Origin of the sequence: Nocardiopsis sp. LOL_012 (assembly GCF_048060475.1) — a bacterium.
In the GTDB taxonomy this organism is placed as follows: Bacteria; Actinomycetota; Actinomycetes; order Streptosporangiales; family Streptosporangiaceae; genus Nocardiopsis.
Window position 1 is genome coordinate 1 of the sequence record NZ_JBHMIV010000057.1, and the last position, 13,880, is coordinate 13,880.

The following is a 13,880-nucleotide window of genomic DNA, read 5'->3' on the forward strand; positions in this document are numbered from 1 at the left end:
TCGGGGTCGTTCCTTGTGGGGGCGGCTCCGGTCCTTTCTTTTTTGTTGCCGGGGCTTGTGCAATCGTGAATATACGGCGAAGCCCCTGGCACTGGTCGACAGTGCGGCAGGGGCTTTCGTGTGTCCGCTGGGTGTGGCCGGGTGCCGGTCAGGCGTGGAGGTCGGCGGCTTCGATCTCTTCGCGGGTGATGCCCAGGATGAAGGCGATCGCGTCCAGATAGGGGACGGTCACCGACGTGTCCGCCTGCTGGCGCACCACCGGCTTGGCGTTGAAGGCCACCCCGAGGCCGGCGGTCTGGAGCATGTCCAGGTCGTTGGCACCGTCGCCGATGGCGACCGTCTGGGTCAGGGGCACCCCGGCCTGGTCGGCGAACTGCTGGAGGGTGACGGCCTTGCCCTTGCGGTCGATGATCGGCCCCACCAGTTCACCGGTGAGTCTGCCGTCGACCACCTCCAGGGTGTTCGCGGCGGCGTAGTCCAGATCCAGCAGCTCCACCAGGGAGTCGGTGATCTGGGTGAACCCCCCGCTGACGATGCCGCAGGCGTAGCCCAGGCGCTTCAGCGTGCGGACCAGGGTCCGGGCCCCCGGGGTCAGCACGATCTCCTCGCGCACCCGGTCGATCGCGGAGGCGTCCAGGCCGCGCAGCAGGGCGACCCGGGCGCGTAGCGACTCCTCGAAGTCCAGCTCGCCGCGCATGGCCTGTTCCGTCACCCTGGCGATCTGGGCCTCGCAGCCCGCGTGCGCCGCGAGGAGCTCAATCACCTCGCCCTGGATCAGGGTCGAATCCACGTCCATGACGATCAGGTGCTTGCCGCGGCGGTGCAGGCCGCTGGACTGGACGGCGACGTCCACACCCTGGGTGCTCGCCTCCATCGCGAGCTCGGCACGGAGCTGATCGGCGCTCCCACCGGAGATGTCCATCTCGACGGAGGTCACCGGGTAGCTGGAGAGGCGTTCGATCCGGTCGATGTTGGCGCCCGCGCGAGCCACACAGGACGTGATCGCGGCGAGGGCGCCGGGCCGGAGCGTGTCCGCCAGAACGGTGACGTGCAGACGGTTGGGGTCGTAGGCGTTGACCCGCCCGTTGCCCTCCCCGTACTCGGCCTCCACGTCGAGGTCGATCGCGGTCTTGTCCAGGGCGTTGCGGACCTCTTCGAAGACCCGGTGCCGGGTGACGCCGGGCGCCACGCGCTCGTCGACCTCCAGTACGGCCCCGAGTGTGAGCCGGCCGCCCAGGACGACCTGCTCCAGGTCGACGATGGCCACCGGGAAGACGGAAAGGGTGCTGAGCAGGCGCGCGCTGATCCCCGGGCGGTCCCGCCCGGTGATGGTCACCGACAACGTGGATTCATCGTTCATGACGCTGTCCACGGTACTCGGCACCCGGTTCCAGGGGTTCACGAGGTGGGCCTCTTTTCGCAGCTCGTTCACCGTGTGGACACGGAAAGTCCCGCTCCGGTCACCCTCGGGACTTCTTGCGCCGCTTGGGGCGCTTGCTCTTGACCTCCACCCCGCCGAGCATGCAGGTGCCGGTCAGTCGGATGACCGGGGCGTTCGGGTCCGTGACCCGGTCGGCCCCGTGGATCTCCGCGCCGCCGAGGATCGCGGACGTGTTGTTGATCACTCGGACCCCCTCGGGCACGGTGATCTCGACCCCGCCCAGGATCACGGCCAGTTGCACGGTCACCTCGTTCTGGCTCAGAACGGCCTCGCGCAGGTCGAGGTCCACTCCGCCGAACAGGACGGAGATGTTGGTCCTGGGCTCCACGAGCCAGCGGCCCTTGCGCTCGCAGCCGCCGAACACCGCCACGAGGTTCTCCGACCCCTTGCTCTGCTCGGCGAGGTCCCGGGCGTCGGGGCCCAGGACGGACATCCGGTCCGCCGCGCTGGTCCTGGGGCCATGGGGGGCGGGTAGGTCCGCGACGATCGGTGCGAGTTCCCCCACGGTCTTGGCCGTGTAGAGGGCCTCCAGGCGCTCGTCGAGTTCGACGGGGCTGAGCCGGCCTTCCGCGAGGGCCTCCCGGAGCCGTTCGGCCACCTGGTCACGGTCCGCGTCGGAGGCTCGGATGTGCTCGGGCTGCATGGCTCCTCGTTCCTTCGGGGTGGGCTTGGCGCCGTCGTGCACGAACCAGTATCCGTCGGCCGGGCCGGGAACGGATCAGGTGATGTCCCTGGAAGAACCCCGAGAACCGTACCCCCTCCACCAGGGTCGCGGCCGAGGGAGCGGTGGTCAGATGGCCGCGTGGGCGGCCACGTGGGCGCGCCGTACGGCCATGTCGAGTGTGTGCAGTGCCCGGCGGCGCTCCTCGGCCTGGCCGCTGGTCATCCCGCGGTCCGAGGCTGGCTCGGCCAGGGCGATCACCCGGGCCAGCCGTTCGGCCTGGGCCGCGAGCCTGTGGGCGCGCGGCGGGTAGCCGTGTGCGAGGGGAGGTGCCTGGTGTGCTTCCAGCGTGCCCAGCTCCTCGTGCACCCCGGGTTCGAAACCGGCGATGTCGGTGATGCCCTCCAGGGTCCGGCCGACCTCGATGAGCGCGAGCTTCAACCGCTGTTCCGCCTCGGCGAGGCCGGGAACCTGGGGAGGGGTATTGGTCGCCCGATACGGCGTCCAAGTCACGCCCGCATAGGATGAACCACGCCGGTCCGCCGTGGGTACGAGGCCGATCTGTGTGTCGGCGAGTTGGAGCAGGACCCCCTCCTGGGCCTCCAGCGCGGCCTGGTTGAGCTCCTTCGGCCCGACCAGCCCGAAGGGGTCGCCCCAGGTGGGCAGCGCCAGACGGAACACGGACAGGTCGAGGCCGCGCAGTCGTACCAGCGCGGTTCGTAGAGGGGCACCGCTGTCGAAGGGCAGGTCGTCTGCGGGTACTGTCCCGATCAGGTTGGGCCCGCCACGTCGCTCGACGGCGTCGACTGCGTCGTCCAGACCGACATGTCCGGCCAGCCAGGCGTTGCCCCAAGCGACGAGCGGTGCGGACGTGAGTTGCATTGCTTCAGGGTAGGTCGGCTCCAAAGCGGGTCGTGAAGTGAGGGAGGACGATGGACGGGCGTGTGGTGGGCCTCGACGGGGTCACGGTACGGCGGCAGGACGCCGAGCTGCTGGCGGACGTGGACTGGACGGTCTTGGAGGGCGAGCGGTGGGTGATCCTCGGCCCCAACGGTGCGGGGAAGACCACACTGCTCAACGTCGTCTCCAGCCAGCTCCACCCGACCGCCGGGGAGGTCGAGATCCTCGGTGAGCGCCTCGGCGGCGTGGACGTGTTCGAGCTGCGTCCGCTGATCGGGTACGCGGGGGCCTCGGTGGCCTCCCGGGTCGAGCCCGGGACACCGGTGCTCGACCTGGTGCTCAGCGCCGCCTACGGGTTCGTGGGGCGGTTCCGGGAGGAGTACGGGATCCCGGACTACGGCCGTGCCCGGGCGCTGCTGGGGCACTGGGGGGCGGGTGATCTGGCGGACCGCTCCTACGACACCCTGTCGGAGGGTGAGCGCAAGCGCGTGCTCATCGCCCGCGCCCTGATGTCCGACCCGGAACTGCTGCTGCTGGACGAGCCCGCGGCCGGTCTGGACCTGGGGGGCCGTGAGGACCTGCTGCGGAGACTGGGGGTGCTCGCGCGCAACGAGGCGGCCCCCACCCTGGTGGTGGTCTCGCACCACGTGGAGGAGATCCCCGTGGGGTTCACGCACGGCCTGCTGTTGAGGGAGGGCGGTGTCGTGGCGGCCGGCCCCCTGGACGCGGTGATGACCGCCGAGAACCTCTCCAAGGCGTTCGACCTTCCCCTGAAGGTCGAACGCGACGGTGAGCGCTGGAGCGCCCGCGCGATCTGACCTATATGGCATTGCGCTAATACGGTGATTCTGTTGGCCGGAATTCCTATATCTGTCCATATGTGGTCGGGCCAGGCGCATATGGGGTAGCGTCAGCGACCGGTGAGCGGATCGCTCCATTCTCGGTGCGCTGAACATCGTGTGGGCGGGGCCGCCGGTGCCCGCTCCCCATCCGCCCCGCAGGGAGAAGCCGCCCCACAGGCAGAACTCGGAGCCGTCCTCATGACCCCGATCATCATCGTCGCGCTTTTCGTCGCCGTCCTGTTGATCATCTTCTGGCGGAGCGTGCGTATCGTTCCGCACTCGATGGAGGACGTCGTCGAGCGGTTCGGGAAGTTCCACCGGACGCTGCAGTCGGGGTTCAACATCGTCATTCCCGGGGTGGACAGCGTCCGCGAGCGGGTCGACCGGCGCGTGCAGGTGGTCAGCTTCCCGCCCCAGTCGGCCATCACCGAGGACAACCTCGCCGTGGAGGTCGACTCGGCGGTGTACGTGCGGATCGTGGATGCCTACCGGGCCACCTACGAGGTCGCCGACTTCATCCGGGCGGTGGAGCAGCTCACCCTCGCCACGCTGCGCAACGTCATCGGCGGTATGAACCTGGAGGACACCCTCACCTCCCGCGACGAGATCAACCGCGAACTCAAGACCGTCCTGGACGAGGCGACCTCCGAGTGGGGCATCGAGATCAGCCGGATCGAGCTCAAGGGCATCGAACCGCCCTCCTCGGTGCAGGAGGCGATGGAGATGCAGATGCGCGCCGACCGGGAGAAGCGCGCCCAGTTGCTCAGCGCCGAGGGCGAGAAGCAGGCTGCGGTGCTGCGCGCCGAGGGCGAGCGCTCCTCCGCGGTCCTGCGCGCCAAGGGCGCCGCCGAGGCGCAGATGCTCACGGCCAAGGCCGACGCCGACGCCCAGACGCTCCGGGCCCGGGGCGAGGCCGACGCCATCCACATCGTGTTCAAGTCCCTGCACGCCAGCGGGGTCGACCGGGACGTGCTCGCCTACCAGTACCTCCAGAAGCTCCCGGAGATCGCCAAGGGCGACGCCAACAAGGTGTGGATCGTGCCCTCGGAGATGGGCCAGGCCCTGCACGGGGTCGGCAGCGCCTTCGAGGAGCTGCGCCAAGAGGTCGTCCGGGACATCTGATCAGCGACGATCCCCACCCCGGACCGGGAGCCGCCGGCGGCCTTGCGTAGGGTTTGACGACCCTCCCCGAACGGCGGGGAGCGGGAGGGACCCGGGGTGTGCGGATGGAACTGTGGGAGGCCGTGGCCGTTCTCCTGGCGGGGGTGGCCGCCGGCGGGATCAACGCGATCGCCGGATCCGGCACGCTGTTCACCTTCCCCGTACTCCTGGCACTCGGCTACCCGCCGGTCACGGCGACCGTCTCCAACAGCATCGGCCTGGCACCCGGGACGCTCAGCGGGACCATCGCCTACCGACGCGAACTGGCGGGCCAGCGGGCGCGGGTACTGAGACTCGGCTCCATGGCCTTCTGCGGTGCCGTCACCGGGGCACTGCTCCTGATCTACCTGCCGCCCGGCGTGTTCGAGACGGTCGTGCCGTTCATGATCGGCGCGGCGTGCGTCCTCATCGTCCTCCAGCCGAGGATCGCCGCGTGGGCGCGTTCGCGCAGGCCGGCCTCGAAGGACGGGGGGCCGCTGCTGCCGCTGGGGGCCTACGCGACCGGTACCTACGGGGGCTACTTCGCGGCGGCCCAGGGGATCATCCTGCTGAGCCTGCTGGGCACGGCCCTCGACGACGACCTCCAGCGGATCAACGCCCTGAAGAACCTGCTCACCACGGTGGCCAACAGCACCGCCGCGGTCTTCTACATCGCCTTGGCCGCACCGGCGTGGCCGGTGGTGGGGCTCATCGCGGCCGGAACGATCATCGGCGGCTTCCTCGGCGCGCGCTACGGCCGCAGGCTCAGCCCGGCCGCGCTGCGTGCCTGCGTGGTCGTGGTGGGGCTGACGGCCGCCCTGCAACTGCTGCTGGGGCGGATCTGAGCAGGGGGCCGGCCGGCGCGGGGCTCAGCCGTTGAGGTAGCCGCGCCGCTGGGCGTCGTCGACCAGGGCCGCGGCGTAGGAGCCCAGCGCCTCGGACCCCTCCGCGATCAGCTTGACCTTCGTCATCACCTCGGCGCGGGTGGCCCCGGAGCGCACCCAGGTGCCGCCCTCGTTGTGCCAGTTCGACAGCAGGGGCGACAGCCGGGCGACGGCCAGGGCGAAGCGGGCCTCGGGTGTGGCCCGGGCCTCGAACTCCGCCCACAGCGCCCGTGCGTGCTCCGCCTGGTCCTCGGGCAGCAGCGGGAAGATGCGGTCCGCGGCGGCGCGCTCGCGCTCGGCCCGGTCCGGGGGTTCGGACACGTTGAAGGCGAAGGCGTCCCCGGCGTCGATCCCGACGATGTCGTGGAGCAGGAGCAGTTCGACGACCCGGTCGATGTCGGTGCCCTCGGGGGCGTACTCGGCGAAGGTGCGGGCGGACAGGGCCAGGTGCCAGGAGTGCTCGGCGGAGTTCTCCCGCCGGGACCCGTCGACCAGCAGGTTCTGCCGCAGGACGCGCTTGAGCTTGTCGACCTCCAGCAGGAAGCGCAACTGCGCGTTCAACCGCTCGTTGTCGACCCCGCTGGCAAAGACCGGTGCCGGTTCCGTCACGTGGTTCGCCCTCCCGATGGATGAGTCGAAGCGGTCAGCAGGTGGACCGTTCGCACGGCCGCCCTTGGATGATCCCATGGAACGCGCACCAACTGTCGCGGCGGCGTCGAGAGGACGGCGCCGGGGAGAGCCGGTGTGGTGCACACGGTGAACGGAGGGCGGAAGAACCGTACATCGAGTGAGAGAGCGGTACTAAATGCGCACCATCAGGCCCCCGAAGCCACCAGGACCTGCGGGGAAGGGGCCAGATGCCGGTGGAACCACTCGGTGATCGCCCGGTCCGTGAGGACCCCGGCCGGGGTCAGCGGGCCGGGCTCCAGTCCGGGCTCGGGGCCGATGGCGTGGGCCAGGTCGGGGACCACGATGTGACGGAGCGCATGATCGGTGTCGTCGCCGCGCAGGGCGTCGTGCAGGGCGCGGCCGTGCTCGGGCCCGGCCACGTCGTCGAGGCCGCCGTTGACGACGAGCAGCGGGGTGCGGTGGCGCGCGACCTCGGCGGCCCGCTCGGTGAGGTGCAACCGTTCGCGTGCCCGCCGGGCCTGGTCGCTCCACTCGTAGGGGGAGCCGCTGTGGCGTTCACGGACACCGACCACGAGAGCGGGGTCGGCGATGGGGTTGACGGCCGCGGCGGCGCCGACGGGCAGGTCGCTCTCGGCGAGGGAGAGCAGCGCCGCGGTGGCTCCGGCACCCACGCCGACCAGGCCGATGGGTGCGTCGGTCACCGGGAGCGCCGAGCGCAGCTCGGCCGTGACGTGGGCCAGTTCGGCGGCGGCCTCCTCGACGACCGGGGCGAAGAGCTCCGTGAGGTAGTCCTGTGCGCTCCGCCGGTTCACCTCGGGGACACCGCCCTCGGGCAGCCGGCCGCCGAAGAGCGGGAGTCCCAGGTAGACCCGCCACGCGGGTAGCGGGGCCAGCGGGATCGCCCCGGCCAGGGCCGTCTCGCTGCGCGGCGGTTCCATGGCGTGCAGCCCCAGGACCAGCGGCGCCGGGCCGTCACCGAAGGCGGGCGGCAGGGCGAGGTAGGGCACCCCGGCGGCCGTGCCGGTGAGGGGTCTGCTGAGTGTGTCGGTGTCGGCTACCACGGATGGCCGCCTCCGTTGCGTTTGGAGAAGTGGGACAGGTAACTGCTCACCAGGTGCTTGGCCTCGCGTACGAGGTCGGGGTCGCCGTTCGGGTCGTCGCGGAAGGCGAGCTTGAGCACAGCGTCGGTGGCTTCGACGGCGACGTCGATGACGCGATCGAGTTCGTCCGTGTCGGGGATGCCCGTGACGGAGACGATGATCTTGCGGAGCCGGACCGAGATGACACGGTTGTTGTCGGCGTCGCCGTGAAGGAGTCTAGGGTCGACTATGTCACCGAAGTGCAGACTCCGGAATCCCGGGATCGACCTGTGCATGTCGATGTACTCGTCGATCATGATGTCGACGGCGACGGTCCAGTGTATGAACGAGACGCTGTTCAGGCGCTCGGTGACGCGTGTGCCGAACTGGTCGAGGAAGCGCAGGCCGAGGGCCTGGGTGATGGCTCTCTTGTCCGGGAAGAACTGGTAGACCGAACCGATGGCCACGCCGGCGCGTTCGGCGATGCGGGTCGTGGAGAGGTTCTCGTACCCGATCTCGTCGAGGAGCTCGGCACAGCAGTCGAGCATGCGCTGGACCCTGAGCATGCTCCGCTGCTGTGCGGGGAGCCTGCGCAGCGGGGTCTGGGCGAAGTCGAGGTCCTCGCGGGCGAGAGTGACCGAACGGCGGTCCTCCACCGGAGGGCGGTACACGGTGCCGGAGGGCCGATGGGGCCGCTGGGCGGTTGAGCTTCGGGGGTTCGTCGTCACGCTTCCTATGATGCCGTTCCGGAATCGGCTGGTTCCGTGGAAATTTCAGTTTCGTGCGGAAGATCGTTGGGTGAACGCCCGGAACGTGCCTGTCATTCCTGTTCGCGAGAAAGGATGAGTGGGGTTCGCTTGTGGCGCTCCCGGGGCTTTTTGTTGCTTATGTCATTCAATGTCGACATCACTGGCTGTGCTCAGCTAGGGCTCAGAGTGTCCGGGAGTGGCTTGGATAGCGCTTTCCAAGACGGGGGTGGGCATGGTTGGATCGGTGTCGGACAACGCACACGCGCCTTGGAGGTTCAGGCATGGAAAGCCCAGACACCACACCGGAGGAGCTCGACGCGGTCATGGAGCGGGCCGCGGCCGCAGCGCCGGTCCTCGCCTCCCAGGCACCGGAGGAGCGGTCCCACATGCTCCGCACCATCGCCGACGCCCTGGACGCCGCCGCCGAGGAACTCGTGCCGCTCGCCATGGCGGAGGCGCACTATCCCGAGGCGCGGTGCCGGGGTGAACTGGGCCGCACCACCTTCCAACTGCGGCTGATGGCCGACACCGTGGAACTCGGCTCCCACCTGGAGGCGGGGATCGACCCCGCCGACCCGGAATGGGGCACGCCCCGACCGGACCTGCGGCGCTTGATGGTGCCCCTGGGGCCGGTGGTCGTGTTCGGCGCGAGCAACTTCCCCTTCGCCTTCTCGACGGCCGGAGGGGACACCGCCTCGGCGCTCGCCGCCGGATGCCCCGTCGTGGTCAAGGGACACCCGGGCCACCCGGGGCTGGCACTGCGCACGGCCGAACTGCTCACCCGGGCCCTCTCCGAAGCCGGGTTGCCGGACGGAACGTTCGCACTGGTCACCGGGGTGGAGACGGGTCGACGCGCGGTCACGCACCCGCGGACCCGGGCCGTGGCCTTCACCGGCTCCATCCCCGGGGGACGCGCACTCTACGACCTCGCCGTCTCCCGGCCGGACCCCGTCCCCTTCTACGGTGAACTGGGCAGCCTGAACCCGGTGTTCGTCACCCGGGCGGCAGCGGCCGCCCGCGGCGGCGAGATCCTCACCGGGTACGCCGAATCGGCGAACCAGGGCGCCGGACAGTTCTGCACCAAGCCCGGGGTCGTGTTCGTGCCCGAGGAGACCGACCTGAAGGACCTGGTAGCGGACTTCGCGGGGCGCGGGGGCGCACGCCTGCTCAACGAGCGCGTGGAACAGGGGTTCAGCCGGGTGCTCGACGGCCTCGCCGGCCACCCCGCCACCGAGGTCCTCGTCCAGGGGCGGGAGACCGGCGAGGGCTGGTCGCCGTCCCTGCTGCGCACCGACCTCGACACGCTCCTGGCCAACGCCGAGGACCTCCTCACGGAGTGCTTCGGCCCGGCGACCCTCGTGGTCACCTACGCCGACGAGGCGCGGCTCCTGGAGACGGCGGGCGTCCTGCACGGCCAGCTCACGGTCACCGTCCACGGGGAGGAGGACGACTCCGTGGCGCCCGCGCTGCTGGCCCTGGGCGCCGACCTGGCCGGCCGGGTCGTGTGGAACGCCTGGCCCACCGGGGTGGCCGTCACCCACGCCATGACCCACGGAGGCCCCTACCCGGCGACGACGGCTTCGGGGCACACCTCGGTCGGCACCGCGGCGATCCGCCGCTTCCTGCGTCCGGTCACCTACCAGTCGGTGCCCCAGTCGCTGCTGCCCCGCGAACTGCGCGACGACAACCCGCTGGGTGTTCCCCAGCAGGTGAGCGGGGGGCTCCCCTCCTAGGTATCCGACGGGCCCGTGTGAGGTTCGGCCGCGAGGGCTTGGGACGGGGCGAGCGTGTACGTAGTCTCTCGTCATGCACACCACCCACGCCCCCGCGGCCGTCGAGGCGCTCATCAGGGACCTGCCCAAGGTCGAACTGCACGTTCACCTGGAGGGCTCGATGCCCGCCGGGACCCTGTTCACCCTGGCACGCAAACACGGGCTGACGGGCGTGCCGGCCGACCCGGAGAAGCTGGAGCGGTGGTACGCCTTTACCGACTTCCCGCACTTCGTGGAGGTCTACCTGGAGTCGGTGGGCGCCCTGCGCGAGGAGGAGGACTTCGCGCTCTTGGCCTCGGTGGTCGCCCGGAACCTGGCGGGGCAGAACGTGCGCTACGCCGAACTGCACGTCAGCCTGTACGCGCACCTGATGCGCGGTGTTCCGGCACGCGTCGTCTTCGACGGGATCGAGCGGGCGCGTGTGGAGGCCGAACGCGATCACGGGATCGTGTTGCGGTGGATCCCGGACTTTCCCGCCGACTTCGGGCCGGACAGCGCCGAGGCGACGGTGGCCGCCGTGCTGGCGGACGGACCCCACAGCGTGGTCGGGTTCGGGGTCGGCGGTGTGGAGACGCCGCTGGAGCAGTACGCCGGGGTGTTCGGCCGGGCCCGCGCCGCGGGGCTGGCGAGCCTGCCGCACGCCGGTGAGCACGGCGGACCCGAGCGGGTGCGCGAGGCGCTGGACGCGCTCGGCGCGGAACGGATCGGACACGGTATCGACGCGATGCGCGACCTAGGGCTGCTCGCCCGCCTGGTGGACGAGCAGGTCCCGGTGGACGTGAGCCCGACCTCCAACGTGTGCACGCGTGCCGTCGAACGCCTCGGGGACCACCCGCTGCCGCGCATGCTGGAGGCCGGGCTCCTGGTGACCCTCAACAGCGACGACCCGACGATGTTCGGTACCGACCTCACCGGGGAGTACCGCACCGCCCACCGCCTGGGGCTGTCGGCGGCCGACCTGGTGAGGCTGGCCGCGAACGGGGTCCGGGCCTCCTACCTGGGCGCGGCGCGCCGGCGAGCCCTCCTGGGCGAGATCGCCGACGTCGCCGCGCGGCACGGGGTCGCCTGTCCGGAGCGGTGAGGCCCGCGCCCGCCGCGACGGGCGTGCGGGCGTTCCCTCAGGCGGGGGAGTCGGTCAGGGGCAGGCCGCACTCGGCGCGCATGTTCACCCAGGTCTGGTGGGCCTGGTCGGCGGCGGCGCCCTCGTAGGGTACCGGGACACCGTTCTGGATCTGGGCGGGGGCCCAGTCGGCCTCGGTCACACTGCCCTCGTCGAAGGTGAGCGTGAGAACGCCGCTCTCGGCGGTGGGGCCGTTGAAGTTGTAGAACACGAAGTTCCCCAGCCCGTAGTGGACGTAGGAGTCGCCCATGAAGCCGCCGGGGGACAGCACGTGGGCGTGGCCGCCCACGACCGCGGTGGCGCCCGCGGCGACCAGTTCGTCGGCGAGTCCGGGGGCGTGTGGGAGGGGGCAGTGCGCCCCCTCCAGGCCCCAGTGCAGGAACACGACCACGTTGTCGTGCTCGGCGGCGGCCTCGGAGACGGCGGTCACCAGGCGCTGGCGCATCTCGTTCTTGCTGGAGGCCAGGCCCGGGTTGGTGTCGGTGGCCGTCCACGCGGCGATGAGGTGGTCGTCGAGCACGTCGGAGGCGCCGAACATGGCGACCGTCTGGCCGTTGACCTCGGCGACGTGGGGGGCGTACGCCTCGTCGGCGTTGTTGCCGATCCCGACCAGCTCGACGGGTGAGGCCTCACCGTTGGCGAGGGTGTCGGCCAGGCCGTCGGCCCCGTAGTCCAGGCCGTGGTTGTTGGCCACCGACGCCACGTCCACCCCGGCCGCGTCCAGGGCCTCCAGGGCGCTCGCGGGGGCGCGGAACACGAACTGCTTCCCCGGGGCGGGCGTCCCGCCCTCGGTGACCGCCGTCTCCAGGTTGACCATGGTGAGGTCGGCGGCGGAGAGCTGTTCGGCGATGGGCCCCATGGCGGTGGCGGGGTCGTTCAGGCGGGGTTCGAGGATGCCCTCGAACATCACGTCGCCGCCGAAGGCGATGGTGAACGGCTCGGAGTTCTCCTCCGGCGACGGGGTCGGAGCGGAGGAGTCGCCGGTGGGGCTCTGGACCGACGCCTCGTTGTCGCTGCCCTGGGGGTCCTCCGAGGAGCACGCGGTGAGAAAGAGGGCGGGTGCGAGGATCGCGGCGCCGTATCTAAGGGGTGCGCGGAGGAGGGGGCGGGAGGGGCGGGGTTGCATTCGTGCTCCTGCTCTGCCGGGGATGCGGGCGAGTTCCGCCTGTGGGACGCGCCTGTTCGGCGGCGGGTTGGCCGGTGCGCTCGGGCGGTATCACAATGAGACCCCCCGGCGCTGCTGCGCCATGGTCCACAGGCGGGGCGGCCGTCCGCGGGCCTCGCGGGGTGCTTGGCGCGTCGGTGGCCGGTTCTTGACATGTCCTTGGTTGTCGTCCTGTTGATTGTACGTGCCTGACCAGCGCTTTTGTGATCTCCTGGGGGTGAGTGCCCCGGATGCTCCGGCGGTCCGTGCGGGCGGGTGTTGCCGGAGTCGGGGCCATGAACTGTTTCTGTTCGTTTTATTGATCCATTCAAATCTAATGTCTACGCTGGTGACATGGACGACTCCGCTGAACTCCGATCCGCCGGTCTCAGGGCCACCGCCACACGTGAGGCGATCCTCTCCACCGTTCGCTCCGGAGACCACCTCGATGCCGAGCGCATCACCCGGGGGGTGCGCGAGAAGGTCGGACACGTGTCCAACCAGACGGTGCACGACGGCCTGTACGCCCTCACGAGGGCGGGCCTGCTGCGCTGCACGGAGCCGGCCGGCTCGCCGGCCCTCTACGAGACCCGGGTGGGCGACAACCACCACCACCTCGTCTGCCGTGTCTGCGGAAGTGTGAAGGACATCGACTGCGCGGTCGGTGAGGCGCCCTGTCTGGAGCCATCGAGTTCGTACGGGTTCGCCATCGACGAGGCCGAGGTGGTGTTCTGGGGCCTGTGCCCGCCGTGCCAGGGCTCCTCCGCGGAGGATGAGGACGAACTCTTCCAGGCGGAGCCGGACGAGTTCACGGGCTGAGCCGTCCGCCCCACGGGCCTGTTTGTGCGATATTCTTCCCAAACTGGGCATTCGTTACTTATTTTTCAAGTGACTTAAATTGGCGTTCGCTGTCCGATTTCCATCGTCCGATGACTAATGTACGAAGTTCTTTAGTGGAATTTCGGTCCAAGGGCAGAGGATTTTTTCGCCGCCAATCGTCACTCTTGGCTACGTGATGTACACTCACAGTGCTTAAAGGGAGTGCTTTGAACAGGGAATACTCCATGGGGTCATTGGTTCATGACTTGGAGTGTCTCTTTCGCGTGGAGATGTTGCGGGAAATAGCACGAATACCCGTGAAGGCTTGCTAGCGTTTCGGTCGACGGTCGGTTCACGCAAGGAATGCCCCTTCGGAGAACCGAGAACCGCACTGTGGGTCGCCTCGCTTTCGATCACCGCTCGGTGACGGGCCCGCCAGCGCCGCGACGGGACGGCTCCGTCCCCTACGGGCACCGGTCCGCCCGGTCCCGTCCACGCATCCCCGCGTCGCCACCGGCGCGATCCTCTGGCAGTCTTCTGAAAGGTCCAAGCAGCACGATGCGCAACACCATCCGTTACTCCTTCGCAGCGGCCCTCACCGCGGGGTTCGTGGCCTCCCCCCTGACCGCCGCCTTCGCCGACACCTCCACGAGCGGTTCAGGCAGCATCGCCGGCGGCAACCAGATCATCATCCCCGTG

The 13,880-nt window shown here is 70.0% G+C and carries 13 protein-coding genes; 6 read left to right on the forward strand and 7 right to left on the reverse strand.

Annotated elements, in window-relative coordinates:
• Nucleotides 1-148: 148 nt before the first annotated feature.
• From serB to ACFHWE_RS22920, 3 genes are all read right to left on the reverse strand, one after another.
• Nucleotides 149-1,360 carry a phosphoserine phosphatase SerB gene (serB, locus tag ACFHWE_RS22910; RefSeq protein WP_416603942.1) on the reverse strand — a complete coding sequence of 404 codons (1,212 nt, stop codon included), beginning with the start codon at nucleotides 1,358-1,360 and terminating at the stop codon, nucleotides 149-151.
• A 100-nt stretch (nucleotides 1,361-1,460) separates the two neighbouring features.
• Entirely contained in the window at nucleotides 1,461-2,084 is a 624-nt protein-coding gene (locus ACFHWE_RS22915; RefSeq protein ID WP_416603943.1) for a DUF1707 SHOCT-like domain-containing protein, read from the reverse strand.
• Between the two features lie 147 nt (nucleotides 2,085-2,231).
• Complete coding sequence (locus ACFHWE_RS22920) at nucleotides 2,232-2,984, reverse strand: hypothetical protein (protein ID WP_416603944.1); 753 nt, start codon at nucleotides 2,982-2,984, stop codon at nucleotides 2,232-2,234.
• 50 nt (nucleotides 2,985-3,034) lie between these two features.
• Between ACFHWE_RS22920 and ACFHWE_RS22925 the strand changes: the two genes are divergently transcribed.
• From ACFHWE_RS22925 to ACFHWE_RS22935, 3 genes are all read left to right on the forward strand, one after another.
• Nucleotides 3,035-3,820: an ABC transporter ATP-binding protein gene (locus ACFHWE_RS22925; protein WP_416603945.1), complete on the forward strand. Its 786-nt coding sequence runs from the start codon at nucleotides 3,035-3,037 to the stop codon at nucleotides 3,818-3,820.
• 222 nt (nucleotides 3,821-4,042) lie between these two features.
• A complete protein-coding gene (locus ACFHWE_RS22930; protein WP_416603946.1) occupies nucleotides 4,043-4,966 on the forward strand; it encodes an SPFH domain-containing protein in 924 nt (307 codons plus the stop codon).
• A 104-nt stretch (nucleotides 4,967-5,070) separates the two neighbouring features.
• Nucleotides 5,071-5,829: a sulfite exporter TauE/SafE family protein gene (locus ACFHWE_RS22935; RefSeq protein ID WP_416603947.1), complete on the forward strand. Its 759-nt coding sequence runs from the start codon at nucleotides 5,071-5,073 to the stop codon at nucleotides 5,827-5,829.
• A gap of 24 nt (nucleotides 5,830-5,853) precedes the next feature.
• Here the strand turns inward: ACFHWE_RS22935 and ACFHWE_RS22940 are convergent, their stop codons facing one another.
• The 3 genes from ACFHWE_RS22940 to ACFHWE_RS22950 form a co-directional block, all read right to left on the reverse strand.
• Nucleotides 5,854-6,477 (reverse strand): HD domain-containing protein, encoded by a 624-nt coding sequence (locus tag ACFHWE_RS22940; RefSeq protein WP_416603948.1) that lies wholly within the window; start codon nucleotides 6,475-6,477, stop codon nucleotides 5,854-5,856.
• A 206-nt stretch (nucleotides 6,478-6,683) separates the two neighbouring features.
• Complete coding sequence (locus tag ACFHWE_RS22945) at nucleotides 6,684-7,559, reverse strand: alpha/beta hydrolase family protein (RefSeq protein ID WP_416603949.1); 876 nt, start codon at nucleotides 7,557-7,559, stop codon at nucleotides 6,684-6,686.
• Nucleotides 7,553-8,143: a TetR family transcriptional regulator gene (locus tag ACFHWE_RS22950; protein WP_416603954.1), complete on the reverse strand. Its 591-nt coding sequence runs from the start codon at nucleotides 8,141-8,143 to the stop codon at nucleotides 7,553-7,555. Before ACFHWE_RS22950 ends, ACFHWE_RS22945 begins: the two co-directional genes overlap by 7 nt.
• Before the next feature lie 464 nt (nucleotides 8,144-8,607).
• Here ACFHWE_RS22950 and ACFHWE_RS22955 point away from each other — a divergent pair, with 464 nt between their 5' ends.
• On the forward strand, nucleotides 8,608-10,059 hold the full coding sequence (locus tag ACFHWE_RS22955; RefSeq protein WP_416603950.1) for an aldehyde dehydrogenase (NADP(+)): 1,452 nt from the start codon (nucleotides 8,608-8,610) through the stop codon (nucleotides 10,057-10,059).
• Nucleotides 10,060-10,132: 73 nt separating this feature from the next.
• Nucleotides 10,133-11,179, forward strand: coding sequence for an adenosine deaminase (add, locus tag ACFHWE_RS22960; RefSeq protein ID WP_416603951.1), 1,047 nt, complete (start codon nucleotides 10,133-10,135; stop codon nucleotides 11,177-11,179).
• Between the two features lie 37 nt (nucleotides 11,180-11,216).
• Here add and ACFHWE_RS22965 read toward each other — a convergent pair whose 3' ends face one another.
• Entirely contained in the window at nucleotides 11,217-12,344 is a 1,128-nt protein-coding gene (locus tag ACFHWE_RS22965; protein ID WP_416603952.1) for a CapA family protein, read from the reverse strand.
• A gap of 372 nt (nucleotides 12,345-12,716) precedes the next feature.
• Between ACFHWE_RS22965 and ACFHWE_RS22970 the strand changes: the two genes are divergently transcribed.
• Complete coding sequence (locus tag ACFHWE_RS22970; RefSeq protein ID WP_416603953.1) at nucleotides 12,717-13,181, forward strand: Fur family transcriptional regulator; 465 nt, start codon at nucleotides 12,717-12,719, stop codon at nucleotides 13,179-13,181.
• The last annotated feature ends 699 nt before the right edge of the window (nucleotides 13,182-13,880 follow it).

Bases quoted from the DNA above. Each gene is read 5' to 3' on its own strand.
- serB (WP_416603942.1), bottom strand. From the start codon at position 1,360: ATGAACGATGAATCCACGTTGTCGGTGACCATCACCGGGCGGGACCGC.
- ACFHWE_RS22915 (WP_416603943.1), bottom strand. From the start codon at position 2,084: ATGCAGCCCGAGCACATCCGAGCCTCCGACGCGGACCGTGACCAGGTG.
- ACFHWE_RS22920 (WP_416603944.1), bottom strand. From the start codon at position 2,984: ATGCAACTCACGTCCGCACCGCTCGTCGCTTGGGGCAACGCCTGGCTG.
- ACFHWE_RS22925 (WP_416603945.1), top strand. From the start codon at position 3,035: ATGGACGGGCGTGTGGTGGGCCTCGACGGGGTCACGGTACGGCGGCAG.
- ACFHWE_RS22930 (WP_416603946.1), top strand. From the start codon at position 4,043: ATGACCCCGATCATCATCGTCGCGCTTTTCGTCGCCGTCCTGTTGATC.
- ACFHWE_RS22935 (WP_416603947.1), top strand. From the start codon at position 5,071: ATGGAACTGTGGGAGGCCGTGGCCGTTCTCCTGGCGGGGGTGGCCGCC.
- ACFHWE_RS22950 (WP_416603954.1), bottom strand. From the start codon at position 8,143: ATGCTCAGGGTCCAGCGCATGCTCGACTGCTGTGCCGAGCTCCTCGAC.
- ACFHWE_RS22955 (WP_416603950.1), top strand. From the start codon at position 8,608: ATGGAAAGCCCAGACACCACACCGGAGGAGCTCGACGCGGTCATGGAG.
- add (WP_416603951.1), top strand. From the start codon at position 10,133: ATGCACACCACCCACGCCCCCGCGGCCGTCGAGGCGCTCATCAGGGAC.
- ACFHWE_RS22965 (WP_416603952.1), bottom strand. From the start codon at position 12,344: ATGCAACCCCGCCCCTCCCGCCCCCTCCTCCGCGCACCCCTTAGATAC.
- ACFHWE_RS22970 (WP_416603953.1), top strand. From the start codon at position 12,717: ATGGACGACTCCGCTGAACTCCGATCCGCCGGTCTCAGGGCCACCGCC.